The following is an 18124-nucleotide window of genomic DNA, read 5'->3' as shown; positions in this document are numbered from 1 at the left end:
ACTCAAGTCACCCTGTATCAGGGATGAGTAGGCCGGCTCATGTTGTCGTGACGACTTCTCTGCGCGACGCGAAGACGCCCTGGACGCCCTGGCCGTTCACCGGGCGGACGGACGAACTGGAGCTGGTGCGCCGGTCCGTGGCCGCCGGACGGGGCGGCCTCGTGGTGACGGGCCCGGCGGGCTTCGGCAAGACCCGGCTCGTGACCGAGGCCCTGCGCGGCCTGGACTGCGCCCGCGCGGCCGGCACGCCCGAGGCCCGGGACATCCCCTTCGCCGCCTTCGCCCACCTGCTGCCCGAAGGCGTCACGCTGCACCGCGCGCTGCACCTGCTGTCCGGCGTACGGCTGCTGCTGGTCGACGACGCGCACCTGCTCGACAGCGCCTCCGCCGCCCTGGTGCACCAGCTCGCCGTGCACGGCCGCACCCGCCTCCTGGTGGTCGCCACCGAGGGCGCCGCCGTACCGGGCGCGGTGTCCCGGCTGTGGTCCGGCGAACTGCTGCCGCGCCTCGCCCTGGAACCGCTGCCCCGCGAGGAGACCGCCGAACTGCTCACGGCGGGGGCGGGCACTCGCCTGGACCCCCTCACCGCCGACCGGCTGCACCGCCTGTGCCGGGGGGACCTGCGGCTGCTGCGCGACCTGCTGGCCGCCCTGCGCGAGCACGACCTGCTCCTGCCGGTGCCCGGTACGGACCAGCGGGCCTGGCGGGGGCCGGTACCGATCACCGCGGGGGTGCGGGAACGCACCGCGCCCCTCCTCGACCGCGAGCGCCCCGAGGAGCGCGAGACACTCGAACGCCTTGCCTTCGCCGAGCCCCTGCCCCTCGACCCGGACGATCTCGACGTACGGATCCTGGAGCGCCTGGAGGCCGACGGCCTGGTCACGGTCGACGACCGGGGCACCGCCCGGCTCGCCCACCCCCTGCACGGCCCGGTACTGCGCGCCGCCACGGGCCGGCTGCGGGCCCGGCGCCTGGCCCGCACCCCCGACCGGTGCGGCCCCGCCCTGGAGGTGGAGCGGGCCGCCCTCGCGCTGCGCATCGAACAGGCCGACGTAACGGAGCTGGAGACGCCCGTGGGGGAGTGGCTGGCGGCCGAGGGAACGCCGCTGCCCGCCGGGTACGCGGCGCTGCGCGCCCGCTTCGCCCGATTGCGCGGGCGGCTGAGCGAGGCCGCCGCGTGGGCCCGGGAGGGACTGCGGACGAGCCTCGACGACTCCTCCTGCCTCAGTGAACTCGCCCTGGCCACCGCCCAGTCGGGCGAGACGTCGGCGGGGAGCCACGGCACGGCCGCCTGGGCCGCCGCCGCGCGCGGCGACCTCGACGAGGCCCTCCGCGCGGCCGGTTCCGACGACCCGTACGACGCCGTGCGGCTCGGCGCCCCCGACCGGGCCGCCGGGCGGCTGACCGGCGTCTTCGCCGAGCACGCCGACGCCCTCGCGCGCGAGGACGGACCCGCGCTCGACCGGGTGGCCGAGGAGCTGGAGCGGCGCGGCTTCCTGCTGTTCGCGGCCGAGGCGCACGCCCAGGCGGTGCCCGCCCACCGCGACCCGCGCGCCGCCCGTACCGCCCGCACCCGCGCCGCCGCCCTCGCCAGGCGCTGCCAGGGCGCCCGCACCCCGGCCCTGTCCGCACTGGTGCTCGGCGAACTCACCGCCCGCCAGCGGCAGATCGTCACGCTGGCCGCCGCGGGTCTGAGCAACCGGCAGATCGCGGAGCGCCTCACCCTGTCCGTCCGCACCGTCGGCAACCACCTCTACGGCGCCTACACCCGCCTCGGCGCCGGCGACCGCGGCGCCCTGCCCTGGCTGATGGACCTGCCCGAGTCCCAGCCCGCCTGACGCGTCCGTCGGCGAGGTCTCAGGCCGCGCCGAACGCCGAGAAGGCCCAGCCGGTCGCCTGGTGCACCGCGTCGCCCGGCAGCGCGGCCCGCGCGTCGCGCAGCGCCTCCGCCAGCGACAGACCGGCGTCCAGGCCCTTGTGTAGGGCGAGCATCAGCGGCACCACCGCGGCGTCGTTGACGGGCGCGCTGCACGCCACCACGCCTGCCGTGCCCAGCGGCAGCAGCGCGGTGACCAGCCCGAGCAGCTCGTCCGCGCCGACGGACGCGAACCGCGCGGTGTCGCAGCAGGACAGGATGATCCGGTACGGGCTGCGGTCGAGGCGCTCCAGGTCGTGCACGATGAGCGGCCCGTCCGCCATGCGCAGCGACGAGAACAGCGGGCTGTCCGCACGGAAGGTGCCGTGCGCGGCGATGTGCGCCAACGCGGCCCCGTCCAACTCCCGCAGCACCCGCGGCACCCGCGCCGCGTCGCCCTCCAGCACGGTGGGCCGCGGCACGGGACGGCCGGGGGACCCGGCCCCGCCGCCCGGGACGCCGTACCCGTCGGCCGGGCCGAGCGCCCGGTCCGTGCGGCCGGGCGTCCCGTCGGCGCGGTCCGGAGTCCCGTCCGTCCGGTCCCCCGGCCCCCTGTACGCGCCGGTGCCGGGCGCGCCGGGTGTCGTCCCGCCCGGCGCCGCCACGCCCGGCGCCCCCACCGCCCCGTACCGCTCCGCCAGCTCCGTCACCTCGGCCCCGCCGCTCGCCAGTCCCGGGCCGCGGACCAGGACCTGGCGGCCGCCGGGCGGTGGGGCCGTGTCGCTCGCGCGCAGCCAGCTGCTCGCCGACGGCGACACGCTGAGCACCCGCTCGCGCAGCGCGGGCAGCAGGGCCCACGGCACCCGGTGCAGGCGGCCGGGCGGGACCACCACCACCGGACCGGAGCCGAGGTGGGCCGCGGCGGGGCCGAGCAGCAGCTCCTGGAGGCGCGCGCCCGCCGCCTCCACGAGGGGCAGCCGCGCCTCCGCCCCCGGGTGGGCCAGCCGCCGCAGCCCGGCCTGCACGTGCTCCGCCTCCCGTTCCGCCTCCGCCAGCAGCCCGGCCGCGAACCGCCGCACCCGCCCCTGTCCGCACAGCAGCACGTGCACCCGCCCGTCGAGCACGGCCAGTTCCACCAGCCGTACGTCGTCCCCCAGCCGCCGCAGCAGCCGCCCGACGTCGAACCGGTCGCCGTCGCCGGGCGCCCCGCCCCGCATGTGCAGGGTGCGGGAGCGGATCTCCCGCTCCAGGCGCCGCTGTTCGCGCTCCAGCGCGGGGACGGGCCGGCCGCCGTCCGTGCGGGCCTCCTCCGCGCGGGCGGCGATCTCCCGGAACGCCGTCATGCCGCTCAGCAGCGCGGGATCGGCCGGTGGCCGGGTCGGCGGCGCCGCCAGCACCGTCGCCCGCCAGCGCTCGCTCCACACCAGCAGCCGCCGCGGCCCGCCCGAGACCAGACTGGCCTCCTGCGCGAGCGCCGCCAGTTCGGCCCCCTGCGCCGTGGCCCGGGCCCGCAGCTCCGAGGCGCCCAGCGTCATCCGGTGGTCGTCGAGCACGTCCAGGCCCCGTCGGCAGGCCTCCAGCACCCCGCGCGCCGACCCCGCCGCCCGGGCCCGCAGCGCCTGCGCCGCCCAGCCGGTCATCCGCGCCAGCGGCGGTCCGCCGTGCCGGCTGCGCGCGGCGACGGCCAGATGCCGTTCCGCGTCCGCCGTCCAGCCGAGACCGAGCGCGATCCGGCCCGCGAGCAGCGACGCCTCCGGCGCGGCCGGTGCCCCGAAGGCGGCCAGCCGCTCGGCCACCGCCGCCGCGTCCGCGACCAGCCGCCCCGACGCGCGCCCCGTGGCGACCCGCGCCTCCAGCAGCACCAGCCGGGCGTGCGTCTCGTACCAGGTGCGCCGCTGCCCGGCGAACAGCCGCACCGCCAGAGCCGCGCGCGCCAGCGAGGTCCGCGGCTCGCCCGCCAGCCGGGCCGCCCGCGCGGCGACCAGCAGCAACTCGGCCCTGCGCGTGGACTGCCCGCCGATCCCGTCCAGCGCGGCCGTCGCCGCGTCCGCCTCGGTGAGCGCCTCCGTGGCCAGCCCCGCCGCCATCAGCACCTCGCACCGCCGGATGGTGAGCATGAACGTCGGCGTGCCCAGCTTCGCGTACCGCTCCTCCGCCTCGTCCAGCAGCCGCAGCGCCGCCGGCACGTCACCGGACCGGAACGCCGCGAGCCCCCGGCTCTCCACCGCGTCCGCCTTGTCGTGCTCCTGGCCGGTCGTGTCCCACAGCCGCTCCGCCGCCGTGAAGTCGGCGTCCGCGCGCTCCACCGAGCCCAGCGCCAGGTGCACGGTCGCCCGCAGCGTCAGCGCCCGCGCCGTCCAGATCACGTCGTCCGCCTGCCGCAGTACGGGGATCGCCCGCCGCACGTCCTCCAGCGCCTCCCGGTGCCGCCCGAGCACCCACCAGACGTACGCCCGCCGGAACAGCACCCGCGCCCTGGTGTGCCCGGTGCCGCGCGCCACGCCCCGCTCGAACGCGGCCAGCCCCTCCCGCGTGCGCCCGGAATGCACCAACGCGACCCCGAGCGTGGCCAGGACGTCCGCCTCCCGCTCGGGCGAGTCCGCGCGGGAGGCCAGATCCCGGGCGCGCCGCAGGTGGGCCAGGGCCAGCCGGGTGTCGCCGAAGTCCCGCTGCCAGATGCCGATCACCTGGTGGGCGACCGAGGCGTGCAGCGGCGACGGATCGGCCGCGAGCAGTTCCTCCGCCCGCGCCAGCGCTTCGTTGGGGGCGGCGAACACCATGGGCAGCAGTTGGAGAACCGAGTCGTTTCCCGCCGTCACCCCACGGATGGTAGTGCTCCGGAACCACACCCCACAGGTTCGAGTCTGTATCAATCGGCCGCCCCGGGACTCTGATTGAAGAACGCGGCCCCGGCCGCAGCCAGACCGCAGCCGGACGCGGCCACGACCGCCGTCACCGCCGCCGACGTGGAGGACATGCCATGGCACCACAGCGATTCCACGAGCAGTTCGACCAGATCCAGCGCTCGATGCCGGACATCCCGCTGGCGATGGGCCCGGACGACTCCGCCGAGTTCTTCTACGAGAAGGGCGTCGTCCTCGCCCGCGACGGCGAGGAGGCCCGCATCGTCGAGGACACCGTGCGCGACCACTTCACCGCCATGTCCGGACTCACCTCGGATTCCGTGCGCCGCGCCGGCCCCGAGACCAACCGCACCGGCATCACCCGCATCCGGGTCGGCGAGGCGGACGAGGGCGACCGCGGCACCGACTCCACCGTCGCCCACGCCCTGCGCTCCCTGCGGACCGTGGAGGGTCGCGCGGGGCGCCGGCTGATCAGCCGCAACCACGTCGTCTCCATCGCCGTCAACGCCTGCCCCGGCGACGAACCCGTACCGGTCCCGGTCAGCGAGCCGCCGAACCCGGCCGCCGCCGGTACGCCGTACGACGAGGAGACCGCCGTGGGCGTCCTCGTCATCGACACCGGCCTCATGAACGACTACCGCTCCTACCCGCTGCTGGCCCACACCGACGGCGACGCCCAGCTCAAGGAGTGCGACGACGACGGCGTCCTGCTGCAGTACGTCGGCCACGGCACCTTCATCGCCGGGCTCGTCGCCGCCGTCGCCCCCAACACCGACGTGACCGTCCTGGGCACGCTCAACGACGCCGGGGCCATCCTGGAGTCGGAGCTGGGCGAGAAGCTCTTCGAGGCCGTCGACCGCGGCGGCTGGCCCGAGGTCCTCAGCCTCTCCGCCGGCACCTCCAACGGCCGCGTGGACGGCCTGCTCGGGGTGCACGCCTTCATGGAGGAACTGCGCGACCAGCGCACCCTGCTCGTCGCCGCCGCCGGCAACAACGCCAGCGCCACGCCGTTCTGGCCCGCCGCCTACGCCGACCTGCCCGGCTGGGAGAACTCGGTGCTGTCGGTCGGCGCGCTGCGCTCCGACGGCGAGTTCGGCGCCTGCTTCAGCAACCACGGCGGCTGGGTCAAGGTCTACGCCCCGGGCGAGCGCCTCACCAGCGCGCTGACCGGGTTCGGGACCCCCGTGCCGTACGTCTACCAGCACTCCACCTACGACGCCTGCCGGTTCGGGTTCGCCTATCCCTGCACCTGCCAGTACCCCCGGCACAACGGGGTGCTGAGCGAGCCGGGCGAGGCACCCGCCAAGCCGGACCAGGTGATGTTCGAGGGGCACGCGCAGTGGAGCGGCACCTCGTTCGCCACCCCCGTGGTCGCGGGTCTCGTCGCCGCCCACATGACCGCGCACAAGGAGACCGACCCGCGCGCGGCCCGCACGCAGCTCCTCGCGGCCAACACCGAGTACGCGGAGGTGCGGGGCGCGCACGTGCCCGCGCTGCTGCCGCCCACCTGGCACCCGGTCACCGTCGACCCGTCGGCCGGCGGGTCGTGAGCGTCCTGACGGCGGCCGGAAGCACTCGCTCCACGGCGTACGATGACGTGTCGTACACGAGGGGTGGGACCGTGGACCGTGCACATGTCGGGGCGCTCGTCCGGTCGGCCGCCGACGGGGACGCGGCGGCCTGGAAGTCACTGGTGGACGGGCTCGGCCCGCTGGTGTGGTCCGTCGTGCGGGCGCACGGGCTGTCCGACGCCGACGCGCACGAGGTGTACCAGACCGCCTGGTTCCGGTTCGCCCAGCACCTGGGGCGGATCCGCGAACCGGAGAAGACCGGCTCCTGGCTGGCGAGCACGGCACGCCACGAGTGCCTGAAGCTGCTGCGCGCCTCGAAGCGGTGGACGCCGACGGACGACCCGCAGCTGCTCGACCGGCCGAGCGAGGACCGTACGCCGGAGGAGTCGGTGCTCGACTCCGAGGAGGCCGCCGCGCAGACCGAGCGGGTGCGCCGGCTGTGGCAGGAGTTCGAGGAACTGGGCGAGCGGTGCCGCCAGTTGCTGCGGGTGCTGATCGCCTCGCCGCCGCCCAGCTATCAGGAGGTGTCCGCCGCGCTGGGGATCGCGGTGGGCAGCATCGGACCCATGCGCCAGCGCTGTCTGCGCCGGCTGCGGGCCCGGCTGGAGACACGGGGGACGGCATGAGCGACCGGCACGACGACTTCGACGGGCTCGACGACTTCGCCGGGCCCCGCGACGGACTTCCCGAGGGGGCGTTCGCGGACGACGACCCGGACGACGGCCTGCTGGAGGAGGAGCTGCGGCAGGCGGCCGCGATCCTTGACCCGGTTCCGGCCGGCCTGCGCCAGGTCGCCGTCGACGCCTTCGCGCTGCACGACCTCGACGCCCGCGTCGCCGAGCTGACCTTCGACTCGCTGGTCGACGCCATCCCGGTCCGGGGGGAGACGGACCCGCCGCGGATGCTGACCTTCCGCAGCGACGGGGTGACCGTCGACGTGGAGGTCACCGCGGACGGGCTGATCGGCCAGGTGCTGCCGCCGGGCCCGGCCGGGATCGAGGTGCTGAGCGGTCCGCGGGCGCACGCCCGGCTGACCGCCGACGACATGGGCCGGTTCACCGGCGACGCCCCGCCCGCGGGCCCGTTCGCGCTGCGGCTGCGGACCGGCGGCGAGGTGGTCGTCACCGAGTGGCTGCGCGCCTGACCCGGCGGCGGCCGCCGGGTCAGGCCGGCACGGCGTCCACCAGCGCCGCGAGTGACCGCGCGAGGCGGGTCAGGCCGGGCCCCGCCGGGCCGCCGGGCTCGGTCATGTAGGTGTCCCGGCGTATCTCCACCATCAGCGCGCGGACCTCGTGCCGCCGCCCGTAGAAGTCCAGCGGTACGTACGTCCCGCCGAAGGGGCTGTCCAGGCCGGTCTCCCCGCACGGTGCGAACGCCGCCCGGGCCGCCGCGAGCAGCCCGGGCGGGGTGTGGAACGGATCGGTGCCGAGGCAGACCGCCGGGCGCGGGCCCTCGCCGTGCAGCTCGTAGGGGAGCGGCTCGGTGGGGTAGGAGTGCACGTCGACGACGACGGCCCGCCCGGTCGCCGCCAGCCGGCCGGCGACCGCCTCGGTCATCGCCCGCGCGTACGGCCTGAAGTACTGCTCGACCAGCGGTCCGGGGTCGGTGCCGGCGGCGCGCAGCACCTCGCGGTGCGAGGTCCGCGTGTACACGGCGCCCATGCCGACGGCGGCCATCTCCTCCCGTTCGTCCGGGAACCGCTCCGGGTCCACGACCAGCCGCGACGTCCGGTTCACGAACCGCCACGGCGTGAGGGCGGCCAGCCCTGCGGCCCGCTCGGCGATCTCGGCGGTGTGCGCGTCGGTCATGTGGTCCAGCTCCCGCTCCAGCGCGGCGTCCGTGAGCACGATGCCGGTGCGGACGTCGGCGGGGATCCGGCGGGAGGAGTGCGGCACGTGGAGGATCACGGGGGACCCGGGAGCGCCGGGCAGCAGCTCGAAGGCGGGCGGGGCGTCGGTCACGGGGCGGCTCCGGGGCTCGGACGGCACAGACGGGCACCCCGCCTCCCGGAGAAGGAGACGGGGTGCCGGGGAACGTCTGAGGATCAGGCGAGGGACGCCAGCGCCTCGTTCCAGGTGGCCGACGGGCGCATGACCGCGGCGGCCTTGGCCGGGTCGGGCTGGTAGTAGCCGCCGATCTCGGCGGGCTTGCCCTGGACGGCGTTCAGCTCGTCGACGATCTTCTGCTCGGCGGCGGTGAGCGTCTCGGCGAGCGGGGCGAAGGCCTTGGCCAGCTCCGCGTCGTCGGTCTGCTTGGCCAGCTCCTGCGCCCAGTACAGGGACAGGTAGAAGTGGCTGCCGCGGTTGTCGATGCCGCCGACGCGACGGGTCGGGGACTTGTCCTCGTTGAGGAAGGTCGCCGTGGCGCGGTCGAGGGCGTCGGCGAGGACCCGGGCCTTGGTGTTGCCGGTGGCCTCCGCGTACTGCTCCAGGGACGGCACCAGGGCGAAGAACTCACCGAGGGAGTCCCAGCGCAGGTAGTCCTCCTTGACCAGCTGCTGCACGTGCTTCGGGGCCGAGCCGCCGGCACCGGTCTCGAAGAGGCCGCCGCCCGCCATCAGCGGGACGACCGACAGCATCTTGGCGCTGGTGCCCAGCTCCAGGATCGGGAAGAGATCGGTCAGGTAGTCGCGCAGCACGTTGCCGGTGACCGAGATGGTGTTCTCGCCGCGGCGGATGCGCTCCACCGACAGCTTGGTCGCCTCGACCGGGGAGAGGATCTTGATGTCCAGGCCCTCGGTGTCGTGCTCCGGCAGGTAGGCCTTGACCTTGGCGATCAGGTTGGCGTCGTGGGCGCGGCCCTCGTCCAGCCAGAAGACGGCCGGGTCGCCGGTGGCACGGGCGCGGGTGACGGCCAGCTTCACCCAGTCGCGGATCGGGGCGTCCTTGGTCTGGCAGGCGCGGAAGATGTCGCCGGCGGAGACCGTCTGCTCCAGCACCGCGTTGCCGTCGGCGTCGACCAGGCGGACCGTGCCGGTGGTCGGGATCTCGAAGGTCTTGTCGTGGCTGCCGTACTCCTCGGCCTTCTGCGCCATGAGGCCGACGTTCGGGACGGAGCCCATGGTCGACGGGTCGTAGGCGCCGTTGGCGCGGCAGTCGTCGAGGACGGCCTGGTACACGCCGGCGTAGGAGGAGTCCGGGATGACGGCGAGGGCGTCGTGCTCCTGGCCGTCCGCGCCCCACATGTGGCCCGAGGTGCGGATCATGGCCGGCATGGAGGCGTCGATGATGACGTCCGAGGGCACGTGCAGGTTGGTGATGCCCTTGTCGGAGTCGACCATGGCCAGCTCCGGGCCCTCGGCCAGCTCCGCGTCGAAGGAGGCCTTGATCTCGGCGCCCTCGGGCAGCGACTCCAGGCCCTTGTAGATGCCGCCGAGGCCGTCGTTCGGGGTGAGGCCGGCCGCGGCGAGCTTGTCGGCGTACTTCGCGAAGGTCTTCGGGAAGAACGCGCGGACCACGTGGCCGAAGATGATCGGGTCGGAGACCTTCATCATCGTGGCCTTGAGGTGCACGGAGTACAGGACGCCCTCGGCCTTGGCGCGGGCGACCTGCGCGGTCAGGAACTCGCGCAGCGCGGCGACGCGCAGCACGGAGGCGTCGACGACCTCGTCCTTCTTCACGGGTACCGACTCGCGCAGCACCGTGGTGGTGCCGTCGTCGCCGACCAGCTCGATCCGCAGCGCGCCGTCCTCGGCGATCACCACGGACTTCTCGGTGGAGCGGAAGTCGTTCTCGCCCATGGTCGCGACATTGGTCTTGGAGTCGGCGGTCCAGGCGCCCATGCGGTGCGGGTGGGTCTTGGCGTAGTTCTTCACCGAGGCCGGGGCGCGGCGGTCGGAGTTGCCCTCGCGCAGGACCGGGTTGACCGCGGAGCCCTTGACCTTGTCGTAGCGGGCGCGGATGTCGCGCTCCTCGTCGGTCTTCGGGTCGTCCGGGTAGTCAGGAAGCGCGTAGCCCTGGCCCTGGAGCTCGGCGATCGCGGCCTTGAGCTGCGGGATGGACGCCGAGATGTTCGGCAGCTTGATGATGTTGGCGGCGGGCGTCTTGGCCAGCTCACCGAGTTCCGCGAGGGCGTCCGGGACGCGCTGGTCCTCGGCCAGGTACTCCGGGAAGACGGCGATGATGCGGCCGGCCAGCGAGATGTCGCGGGTCTCGACGGCGACACCCGCCTGCGAGGCGTACGCCCGGATCACCGGCAGGAACGAATACGTCGCCAGGGCCGGGGCCTCGTCAGTGTGTGTGTAGATGATGGTCGAGTCAGTCACCGGGTGCTCCGCTCCACGTCTGCAACATTGCTCGACATCAAGATATCTCGTGCTCGGCGTCGACTCGACTGGGGTTCGACGGGAGATTCCGGACGAATCCGGCGTGCGGGGCGTCGTCGGGCTCTCCCGTCCGCTGCTGCGGGAACACCACGGCCCCCTGCTGGAGCGCGACCGTCCGGGCGGGCGACGGGATGCGGATGCCCTCCGTGCGGTAGCGCCGGTGCAGGCGCTTGATGAACTCGTGCTTGATCCGGTACTGGTCGCTGAACTCGCCGACGCCGAGGATCACCGTCATGCCGATGCGCGAGTCGCCGAAGGTGTGGAAACGCACCGCGGGCTCGTGCTCGGGCACCGCGCCGGTGATCTCCGCCATCACCTCGGCGACCACCTCGATCGTCACCCGCTCCACGTGTTCCAGGTCACTGTCGTAGGAGACGCCGACCTGGACGAGGATGGTCAGCTGCTGCTCGGGCCGCATGAAGTTGGTCATGTTGGACTGCGCGAGCTGGCCGTTCGGGATCACGACCAGGTTGTTGGACAGGTCGCGGACGGTGGTCTGCCGCCAGTTGATGTCCTCGACGTACCCCTCCTCGCCGCTGCTGAGCTGGATGTAGTCACCCGGCTGCACGGTCTTCGAGGCCAGGATGTGGATACCCGCGAAGAGGTTGGCCAGCGTGTCCTGGAGGGCCAGCGCGACCGCCAGACCACCCACGCCCAGCGCGGTGAGCAGCGGCGCGATGGAGATGCCCAGCGTCTGCAGCATCACCAGGAAGCCGATGGCCAGCACCAGGATCCGGGTGATGTTGACGAAGATCGTGGCCGACCCGGCCACCCCGGAACGGGACGTCGTCACCGACCGCACCAGACCGGCGACCAGCCGCGCCGCCGTCACCGTCGCCACGAAGATCAGCAGGACCGTCAGTACCTGGTTGACGTGGTGCTGCACCGCCCGCGTCAGCGGGAGCGCCGCCGCCGCGCCGGCCGCACCGGCGGAGACCGCCACCCACGGCGCCATCGTGCGCAGCGCGGCCACGATGACGTCGTCGCCGCTCCAGCGGGTGCGCCCCGCGTGGCCGGCCAGCCAGCGCAGCAGCATCCGCAGCAGGAACGCACCCAGCAGGCCCGACCCCAGCGCGATGCCCGCGGGCACCAGGTGGTCCATGGTCAGGTCGTCGGTCACCGGCCACCTCCACGGGGCCCCGCCGCGGCGAAGTTCCCCGCCGACGGCCTGATGTGAGCTCGCGTCACGTCGTCACCTGCTCGATCACTCGATGGCTACTGGATTCCAGATGTGCGCTCGCGCCGGTCGCAAGGCAGTTCGACCGGCGCGAGGGCTCATCCTGCCGTATCCCGAGCGGTGTTCCGTACCGCGCACGGGGGCGGGGAGAGGCGTTTCAGACGATCCCCTCGGCGAGTTCCGCCTGCTCACGGTCGTCGCCGTACGCCGCGGTCGTCGGAGTGCCGTACGACCGACGGGCGACGAACCACCACACCGTGGCCAAAACCAGTACGACGACCAGGGCGACGGCCGCGTAGTTCATCGTGTCGACCGTCACCGGCGACGACTGGGGGAGGCAGAACAGCACGGTGACGAACGCCACCCACACCACCGCGACCCACCCGACCGGCCTGCTCCACCGGCCCAGGTTCCACGGCCCCGGCGTGAACCGGTCGCCCGCCCGCAGCCGCAGCAGCACCGGGATGGCGTACGCCGGGGTGATGCCGATGACGTTGATCGCGGTCACCGCGCCGTACGCCGTCGCCGAGTACAGGGAGGGCACGGCCAGCAGACCGGCCACCACCACCGACAGCCACACCGCGGCCACCGGCGTCTGGGTGCGGGCGGAGACCTTGCGCCACAGGGCAGAGCCGGGCAGGGCACCGTCCCGGCTGAACGCGAACACCATGCGGCTGGCGGCGGCCACCTCGGCGTTGCCGCAGAACAGCTGCGCCACGATCACCACGAGCAGCAGCGCGCTCGCGCCGTCCGTGCCCAGGCCGTCCAGGAGGATCTGCGCGGGCGGCACCCCGGTCGCCGTGTTCTGCGTGGCCGCGTAGTCCTGGATCGCGAAGGTCAGTCCGGCCAGCAGCACGAAGCCCGCCAGCCACGACACCCAGATGGCCCGCACGATGCCGCGCGCCGCCGACACCGACGCGTTCGAGGTCTCCTCGGACAGGTGGGCCGAGGCGTCGTAGCCGGAGAACGTGTACTGCGCCAGCAGCAGCCCGATCGCCGCGACGTACAGCGGGTTCTCCCAGCCGGTGTCGTTGACGAACTCGGTGAAGACGAAGGACGGCGACTGGTGGTGGTCGGGGACGATCACCAGCGCGCCGACGATGAGCGCCACACCGGCCAGGTGCCACCACACGCTCACCGAGTTGAGGACACTGACCAGCCGCACGCCGAAGAGGTTGAGGGTGGCGTGCAGCATCAGGATCACGACGAAGATCAGCATCGTCTTCTCCGGCGTCGGCTCGAAGCCCCACTGGAGGTTCAGGAACGCGCCCGTGAACAGGGCCGCCCCGTAGTCGATCCCGGCGATCGCGCCGAGCAGCCCCAGCAGGTTCAGCCAGCCCGTGTACCAGCCCCAGCGGCGTCCGCCGAGCCGGTCGGCCATGTAGTACAGCGCGCCGGACGTCGGATACGCGCTGGTGACCTCGGCCAGCGCCATCCCGACGCAGAGCACGAACAGGCCGACGCCCGCCCAGCCCCACAGCATCACCGCGGGGCCGCCGGTGCCCATGCCGAAGCCGTACAGGGTCATGCAGCCGGACAGGATCGAGATCACCGAGAAGCTGATCGCGAAGTTGCCGAAGCCACCCATGCGGCGGGCCAGCACCGGCCGGTAGCCGAGTTCGCGCAGACGCTGCTCCTCGTCGGTCGCGGCGCCGGACCCGGCGCGCGCACCCGGGACGGACGGTTCGGAAGGGCGGGACATACGAAACCTCCGGAACGGAAGGGTGTGGGGGGTCAGGGTTGGCGGCCACCGCCGTGGGCGGCCGACCGGCTGCGCGTCCGGGCCTGGAGGAAGACCTCCACCGCCCGCTGGGAGGAGCCCGCCCCCGGTACCCGGCAGGCCCAGGGCTGCGGCGTCCAGTAGGGGCCGAGCGCGTCGAACACCCGGTCCGCCTCCGAGAACCGCAGGGCGCCCCACAGGGCGTGCGCCAGGTGGTTCATGTCCAGCTGGGACCGCTCGTCGTGGGGGGTGAGGGCGAACCACGAGTGGTACGCCTGCCGCGCCTCCCGGGTGGCGTCCTCCGCCACCCAGTGCAGGTCCAGGGCGGCCTCCCGCCCGCCCGAACGCCGGTAGCGCTCCACCCGCACGTACAGCGGCAGCACGTGCAGCGCGGAGCCGGGCGGCGCCGACTCCGCCGCCCACTGCGCGAACCCCGCCGCCTGCGCGAGCCGTTCGGAGCCGCCCCGCGGATACAGGAACTGGAGCATGCGGTGGTGCGCCTCGCGGTTGTACGGGTCCCGCTTGCCGGCCTGTGCGAGCAGCCCCCACGGCCCCGCCGGAAGCATGGGTTCCGGCGGCGCCATCCGGTGCTCGTCCCAGCGCTGCTCCTCGTCCAGCCGGGCCAGCGCCAGCAGGCACACCCACGGCACCGGGTCGTACGGCGCCGAACGGGTCGCCGCGTCGCAGGCGTGCCAGGCCTGGAGCCACAGTTCCCGCGTGCGCGGGTGGTCCTCGCGGTGCGCCCGCAGCGCGCGTTCCACGACGACCCGGGCGTGCATCACCGCGGCCGGCACGCTGTGCGGCTCCTCGGTGAGCCAGGCCCGCACCACGTCGGTACCGGCGGCGGACGCAGCCAGCACCTGGGTGCGCTGCGTCCACTGCGACCAGGACGTGGTCTCGTCGAGCAGGGCGCGCATCGACATCCAGCGTCCGGCCCGTAACTCCTGAAGGGCGGAGCGCAGTCCGGCGTCGTGGCCCGCGGGGTCGTAGGCGGGCTGTGTCCCGTCCCTGGCCATCATGCGCCCGCTGCCGGGAGTGGTACGGGCGGGACGGCAGCGTGGCGTGACAAACAGCCCTCCCCTGGGCGGCGGTGAAGCGGTCGTGCGGTCGGCGGACACTATAGAGGCGGAGGTTCCGCCTCTGTTCAGTTTCAGCACAGCCGTGCAAATCGGCTTCTATCAGGGCGAGTTGACGCCTCAGCAGTCACTCTTGACGCGGGTCCGCGCCCGGCGGCAGGCTGGCCCGCAGTGATCGCCGACGCCGTCGGCGGGGGAGGCGGGAAGGGACGCGATGACCGGTGCAGTGCTCGCCGTCGACCAGGGCACGTCCGGCACCAAGGCCCTAGTGATCTGTCCCGAACGCGGCGTCGTCGGCACCGGCTTCGCCGAGGTCGGTCCCCGCCACCTGCCGGGCGGCCTGGTCGAGGTGGACCCGGAGGAGCTGTACGGCTCGGTGGTCGACGCCGGCCGTCAGGCCCTCGCCGAGGCGGGGCGGCCCGTCACCGCGCTGGGCCTGGCCAACCAGGGCGAGACCGTACTCGCCTGGGACCCGGACACCGGCCGCCCGCTCACCCGCGCCCTGGTCTGGCAGGACCGCAGGGCCGAACCGATCTGCACCGAACTCTCACCCCACGCCGACGAGTTGCGCCACCTGACCGGCCTGCCGCTCGACCCGTACTTCGCCGCGCCGAAAATGGCCTGGATCCGACGCCACCTCACCCGCGACGGCCGGATCTCCACCTCCGACAGCTGGCTGGTCCACCGGCTCACCGGCGCCCACGTCACCGACGCCGCGACCGCCTCCCGCACCCAGCTCCTCGACCTCGACCGCGCCGACTGGTCGCCCCGCGCCCTGGAGCTGTACGGCCTCTCCGACGAGCCGTTCCCGGACGTCGTCGACAACGCCGGCCCGGTCGGCACGACCAGCGCCTTCGGCCCCGAACTCCCGCTCACCGGACTCGCCGTCGACCAGCAGGCGGCCCTGCTGGCCCAGCGCGTCACCGAGCCCTCCACCGCCAAGTGCACCTATGGCACCGGCGCGTTCCTCCTCGCGCACACCGGCGACACCCCGCGACGGGGCGCCTCGGGCCTGGCCGGCTGCGTGGCCTGGCGGCTGGGCGGACGCACCGAGTACTGCCTGGACGGACAGGTGTACACGGCCGCATCCGCCGTGCACTGGCTCACCTGCCTCGGCGTCATCACCGGCGCCGCCGACCTCGACCCCGTCGGCGCCACCGTGCCGGACAGCGGCGGCGTCACCTTCGTCCCCGCGCTGGCCGGCCTCGCCGCCCCCTGGTGGCGCGGCGACCTGCGCGGCTCGCTCACCGGTCTCGGCCTGGACACCGCCCCCGGCCACCTGGTGCGCGCGCTGTGCGAGGGCATCGCCGCCCAGGTCGCCGAACTCGCCGACGCGGCCGCCGGCGACCTCGGCACCCCCCTGAAGGTGCTCCGCGCCGACGGCGGACTCACCCGCTCGGCGCTCCTCATGCAGACCCAGGCCGACCTCCTGCAACTCCCCGTGGAGGTGTCCGCCCTGCCGGACGCCACCGCGCTCGGCGTGGGAGCGCTGGCCCGCCTCGGCGCGGACCCGGCCCTGCCACTCGCCTCCGCACTGCCCGCCACCGGCCCGACCACCGTCTACGAGCCCCGCGTCACCGCCGACGAGGCCGCCTCCCGCCGCGCACGCTTCCGCGGGGCGGTCGACGTGCTGCTGGCCCGAGGGCCGGCGTGAGGGGCGTCGGGTGGATGCGCCGCTCGCCGGGGGCCCGGCGCGACGCGCGCCGCCGCGGTCGGCGTGACGTTCGCCGGGAACCCCTCGCGACGGGCGCCCGTACCGGACGGAGCCCCGCATGACGACCGTCACCGTCTCCGGCGCGCTGCCCGAGGACCCGTACGACGTGGTGATCGTCGGTGCCGGAGTGGTCGGGTGCGCGATTGCGCGTCGGCTCGCCCACCACCCGGAACTGCGCGTCGCGCTCGTCGAGGCGCGGGACGACGTCGGACAGGGCACCTCCAAGGCCAACACCGCCATCCTGCACACCGGCTTCGACGCCGTGCCCGGCTCCCTGGAGGCCCGTCTCGTACGGACCGGCTCCCGCGAACTCGCCGCGTACGCCGCCGAGTCCGGCATCCCCGTCGAGCCCGTGGGCGCGCTGCTCGTCGCCTGGGACGAGGAACAGCTCGCCGCCCTGCCCCGCCTCGCCGAGAAAGCCGCGCGCAACGAGTACCACGACACCCGCGTCCTCGGCCCCGCCGACCTCTACGCCCGCGAACCCCACCTCGGCCCCGGCGCGCTCGGCGCCCTGCACGTGCCCGGCGAGAGCATCGTCTGCCCGTGGACGACGACCCTCGCCTACGCCACCCAGGCGGTCCGGGCCGGCGTCCACCTGCACCTCGAGGCGCCCGTCGCACACGCCGGACACCACGACGGCGTCCACCACCTGACCACCCCGCGCGGCACCGTGCGCGCCCGCCGCCTCGTCAACGCCGCCGGACTGCACGCCGACACCCTCGACCGGCAACTCGGCCACGACGACTTCACCGTCACCCCGCGCCGGGGCCAGCTCATCGTCCACGACACGTTCGCCCGCGCACTCGTCCGGCACATCCTCCTGCCCGTCCCCACCGCGCTCGGCAAGGGCGTCCTGGTCGCCCCCACCGTGCACGGCAACGTCCTCCTCGGGCCCACCGCCGAGGACCTCGACGACAAGGGCGCCACCGAGTCCACCGCCGAGGGCCTGCGCCGCCTGCGCGAGCAGGGCCGGCGTATCCTCCCCGCGCTGCTGGAGGAGGAGGTCACCGCGGTCTACGCCGGGCTGCGCGCCGCCACCGAGCACGACGACTACCGCATCACCGCCCACCCCGGCCAGGGCTGCGTCACCGTCGGCGGCATCCGCTCCACCGGCCTCACCGCCTCCCTCGCCATCGCCGAGCACGTCACCGGCCTCCTCGCCGGCACCGGACTCGACCTCGGTCCGCGACGCCCCCCGGAGCCGGTCCGCATGCCCTCCCTCGGCGAGACGTGCCCGCGCCCCCACCAACGGCCCGACCTGATCGCCGCCGACCCGGAGTACGGCGTCCTCGTCTGCCCGTGCGAGCGCGTCTCCCGCGGCGAGATCCGCGACGCCCTCGCCAGTACGATCCCGCCCCGCGGCCTCGACGGACTGCGCCGCCGCACCCGCGCCCGGGCGGGCCGCTGCCAGGGCTTCTACTGCGGGGCCGCGGTCCGGGAACTGTTCGAGGAGGCACGGCGATGAAGCGCGAGGTCGACGTCCTGGTGGTGGGGGCGGGGCCCGCCGGACTCGTGGCCGCGACCCGGCTCGCGACGACCGGCGCGCGCGTCGAGGTCCTGGAGCGCGAGCGGTGGGCCGGGGGAGCGCCGGTCCACTGCGCGCACCGCGGCTTCGGCACCTGGCCGCACACGCGGACCGGGCCCGCCCACGCCCGGCTGCTCGCCGACGCGGCGGTCCGCGCGGGGGCGGACGTACGGACCGGCGTCACCGCCCTCGACTGGGCGGGTCCCCGCACCCTCGCCACCGTCGGACCCCGGGGCGCCGAGACCATCGCCGCCCGGGCCGTCCTCCTCGCCACCGGCGCCCGCGAACGCCCCCGCGC

The 18124-nt window shown here is 74.6% G+C and carries 13 protein-coding genes; 7 read left to right on the top strand and 6 right to left on the bottom strand.

Annotated elements, in window-relative coordinates; all coding sequences use genetic code 11:
- Positions 1–23: 23 nt before the first annotated feature.
- Entirely contained in the window at positions 24–1838 is a 1815-nt protein-coding gene (locus DMH12_RS11280; RefSeq protein ID WP_125491437.1) for a helix-turn-helix transcriptional regulator, read from the top strand.
- 19 nt (positions 1839–1857) lie between these two features.
- Here the strand turns inward: DMH12_RS11280 and DMH12_RS11275 are convergent, their stop codons facing one another.
- Positions 1858–4635, bottom strand: a complete 2778-nt coding sequence (locus tag DMH12_RS11275) for a CHAT domain-containing tetratricopeptide repeat protein (protein ID WP_260474185.1) — start codon at positions 4633–4635, stop codon at positions 1858–1860.
- 200 nt (positions 4636–4835) lie between these two features.
- On the opposite strand from DMH12_RS11275, the gene DMH12_RS11270 reads away from it, so the two are divergent.
- The 3 genes from DMH12_RS11270 to DMH12_RS11260 all read left to right on the top strand — a co-directional run bounded on the left by DMH12_RS11270 (position 4836) and on the right by DMH12_RS11260 (position 7434).
- Positions 4836–6269, top strand: coding sequence for a S8/S53 family peptidase (locus tag DMH12_RS11270; RefSeq protein ID WP_125491435.1), 1434 nt, complete (start codon positions 4836–4838; stop codon positions 6267–6269).
- Between the two features lie 71 nt (positions 6270–6340).
- Positions 6341–6916, top strand: a complete 576-nt coding sequence (locus DMH12_RS11265) for an RNA polymerase sigma factor (protein ID WP_125491434.1) — start codon at positions 6341–6343, stop codon at positions 6914–6916.
- Entirely contained in the window at positions 6913–7434 is a 522-nt protein-coding gene (locus tag DMH12_RS11260; RefSeq protein ID WP_125491433.1) for a hypothetical protein, read from the top strand. The genes DMH12_RS11265 and DMH12_RS11260 overlap by 4 nt, the downstream gene beginning before the upstream one ends.
- 19 nt (positions 7435–7453) lie before the next feature.
- On the opposite strand, the gene DMH12_RS11255 is transcribed toward DMH12_RS11260, so the two are convergent.
- The 5 genes from DMH12_RS11255 to DMH12_RS11235 all read right to left on the bottom strand — a co-directional run bounded on the left by DMH12_RS11255 (position 7454) and on the right by DMH12_RS11235 (position 14527).
- A complete protein-coding gene (locus DMH12_RS11255) occupies positions 7454–8251 on the bottom strand; it encodes an N-formylglutamate amidohydrolase (protein ID WP_125491432.1) in 798 nt (265 codons plus the stop codon).
- Between the two features lie 83 nt (positions 8252–8334).
- Positions 8335–10554 (bottom strand): NADP-dependent isocitrate dehydrogenase, encoded by a 2220-nt coding sequence (locus DMH12_RS11250; protein ID WP_125491431.1) that lies wholly within the window; start codon positions 10552–10554, stop codon positions 8335–8337.
- A gap of 37 nt (positions 10555–10591) precedes the next feature.
- Positions 10592–11734: a mechanosensitive ion channel family protein gene (locus tag DMH12_RS11245; protein WP_260474181.1), complete on the bottom strand. Its 1143-nt coding sequence runs from the start codon at positions 11732–11734 to the stop codon at positions 10592–10594.
- 214 nt (positions 11735–11948) lie between these two features.
- Positions 11949–13493 carry an amino acid permease gene (locus DMH12_RS11240; RefSeq protein WP_125491430.1) on the bottom strand — a complete coding sequence of 515 codons (1545 nt, stop codon included), beginning with the start codon at positions 13491–13493 and terminating at the stop codon, positions 11949–11951.
- 32 nt (positions 13494–13525) lie between these two features.
- Positions 13526–14527 (bottom strand): hypothetical protein, encoded by a 1002-nt coding sequence (locus DMH12_RS11235; protein WP_125491471.1) that lies wholly within the window; start codon positions 14525–14527, stop codon positions 13526–13528.
- A gap of 274 nt (positions 14528–14801) precedes the next feature.
- Between DMH12_RS11235 and DMH12_RS11230 the strand changes: the two genes are divergently transcribed.
- The 3 genes from DMH12_RS11230 to DMH12_RS11220 form a co-directional block, all read left to right on the top strand.
- On the top strand, positions 14802–16241 hold the full coding sequence (locus DMH12_RS11230) for an FGGY family carbohydrate kinase (RefSeq protein WP_125491429.1): 1440 nt from the start codon (positions 14802–14804) through the stop codon (positions 16239–16241).
- 118 nt (positions 16242–16359) lie between these two features.
- A complete protein-coding gene (locus tag DMH12_RS11225) occupies positions 16360–17766 on the top strand; it encodes an FAD-dependent oxidoreductase (protein ID WP_125491428.1) in 1407 nt (468 codons plus the stop codon).
- On the top strand, positions 17763–18124 hold a 362-nt coding region (locus DMH12_RS11220), incomplete at its 3' end, for an FAD-dependent oxidoreductase (RefSeq protein ID WP_125491427.1). The genes DMH12_RS11225 and DMH12_RS11220, both read left to right, overlap by 4 nt.

The organism is Streptomyces sp. WAC 04229 (genome assembly GCF_003947455.1).
Classification (GTDB): Bacteria; Actinomycetota; Actinomycetes; order Streptomycetales; family Streptomycetaceae; genus Streptomyces.
The sequence above is the reverse complement of the archived record's forward strand: the minus strand, read 5'-3'. Positions and strand labels throughout refer to the sequence as shown.

What these genes read in the sequence shown, in the direction of transcription:
- DMH12_RS11240 (WP_125491430.1), bottom strand. Translation starts at nt 13,493, where the DNA reads ATGTCCCGCCCTTCCGAACCGTCCGTCCCGGGTGCGCGCGCCGGGTCC.
- DMH12_RS11235 (WP_125491471.1), bottom strand. Translation starts at nt 14,527, where the DNA reads ATGGCCAGGGACGGGACACAGCCCGCCTACGACCCCGCGGGCCACGAC.
- DMH12_RS11270 (WP_125491435.1), top strand. Translation starts at nt 4,836, where the DNA reads ATGGCACCACAGCGATTCCACGAGCAGTTCGACCAGATCCAGCGCTCG.
- DMH12_RS11275 (WP_260474185.1), bottom strand. Translation starts at nt 4,635, where the DNA reads ATGGTGTTCGCCGCCCCCAACGAAGCGCTGGCGCGGGCGGAGGAACTG.
- DMH12_RS11230 (WP_125491429.1), top strand. Translation starts at nt 14,802, where the DNA reads ATGACCGGTGCAGTGCTCGCCGTCGACCAGGGCACGTCCGGCACCAAG.
- DMH12_RS11225 (WP_125491428.1), top strand. Translation starts at nt 16,360, where the DNA reads ATGACGACCGTCACCGTCTCCGGCGCGCTGCCCGAGGACCCGTACGAC.
- DMH12_RS11280 (WP_125491437.1), top strand. Translation starts at nt 24, where the DNA reads ATGAGTAGGCCGGCTCATGTTGTCGTGACGACTTCTCTGCGCGACGCG.
- DMH12_RS11260 (WP_125491433.1), top strand. Translation starts at nt 6,913, where the DNA reads ATGAGCGACCGGCACGACGACTTCGACGGGCTCGACGACTTCGCCGGG.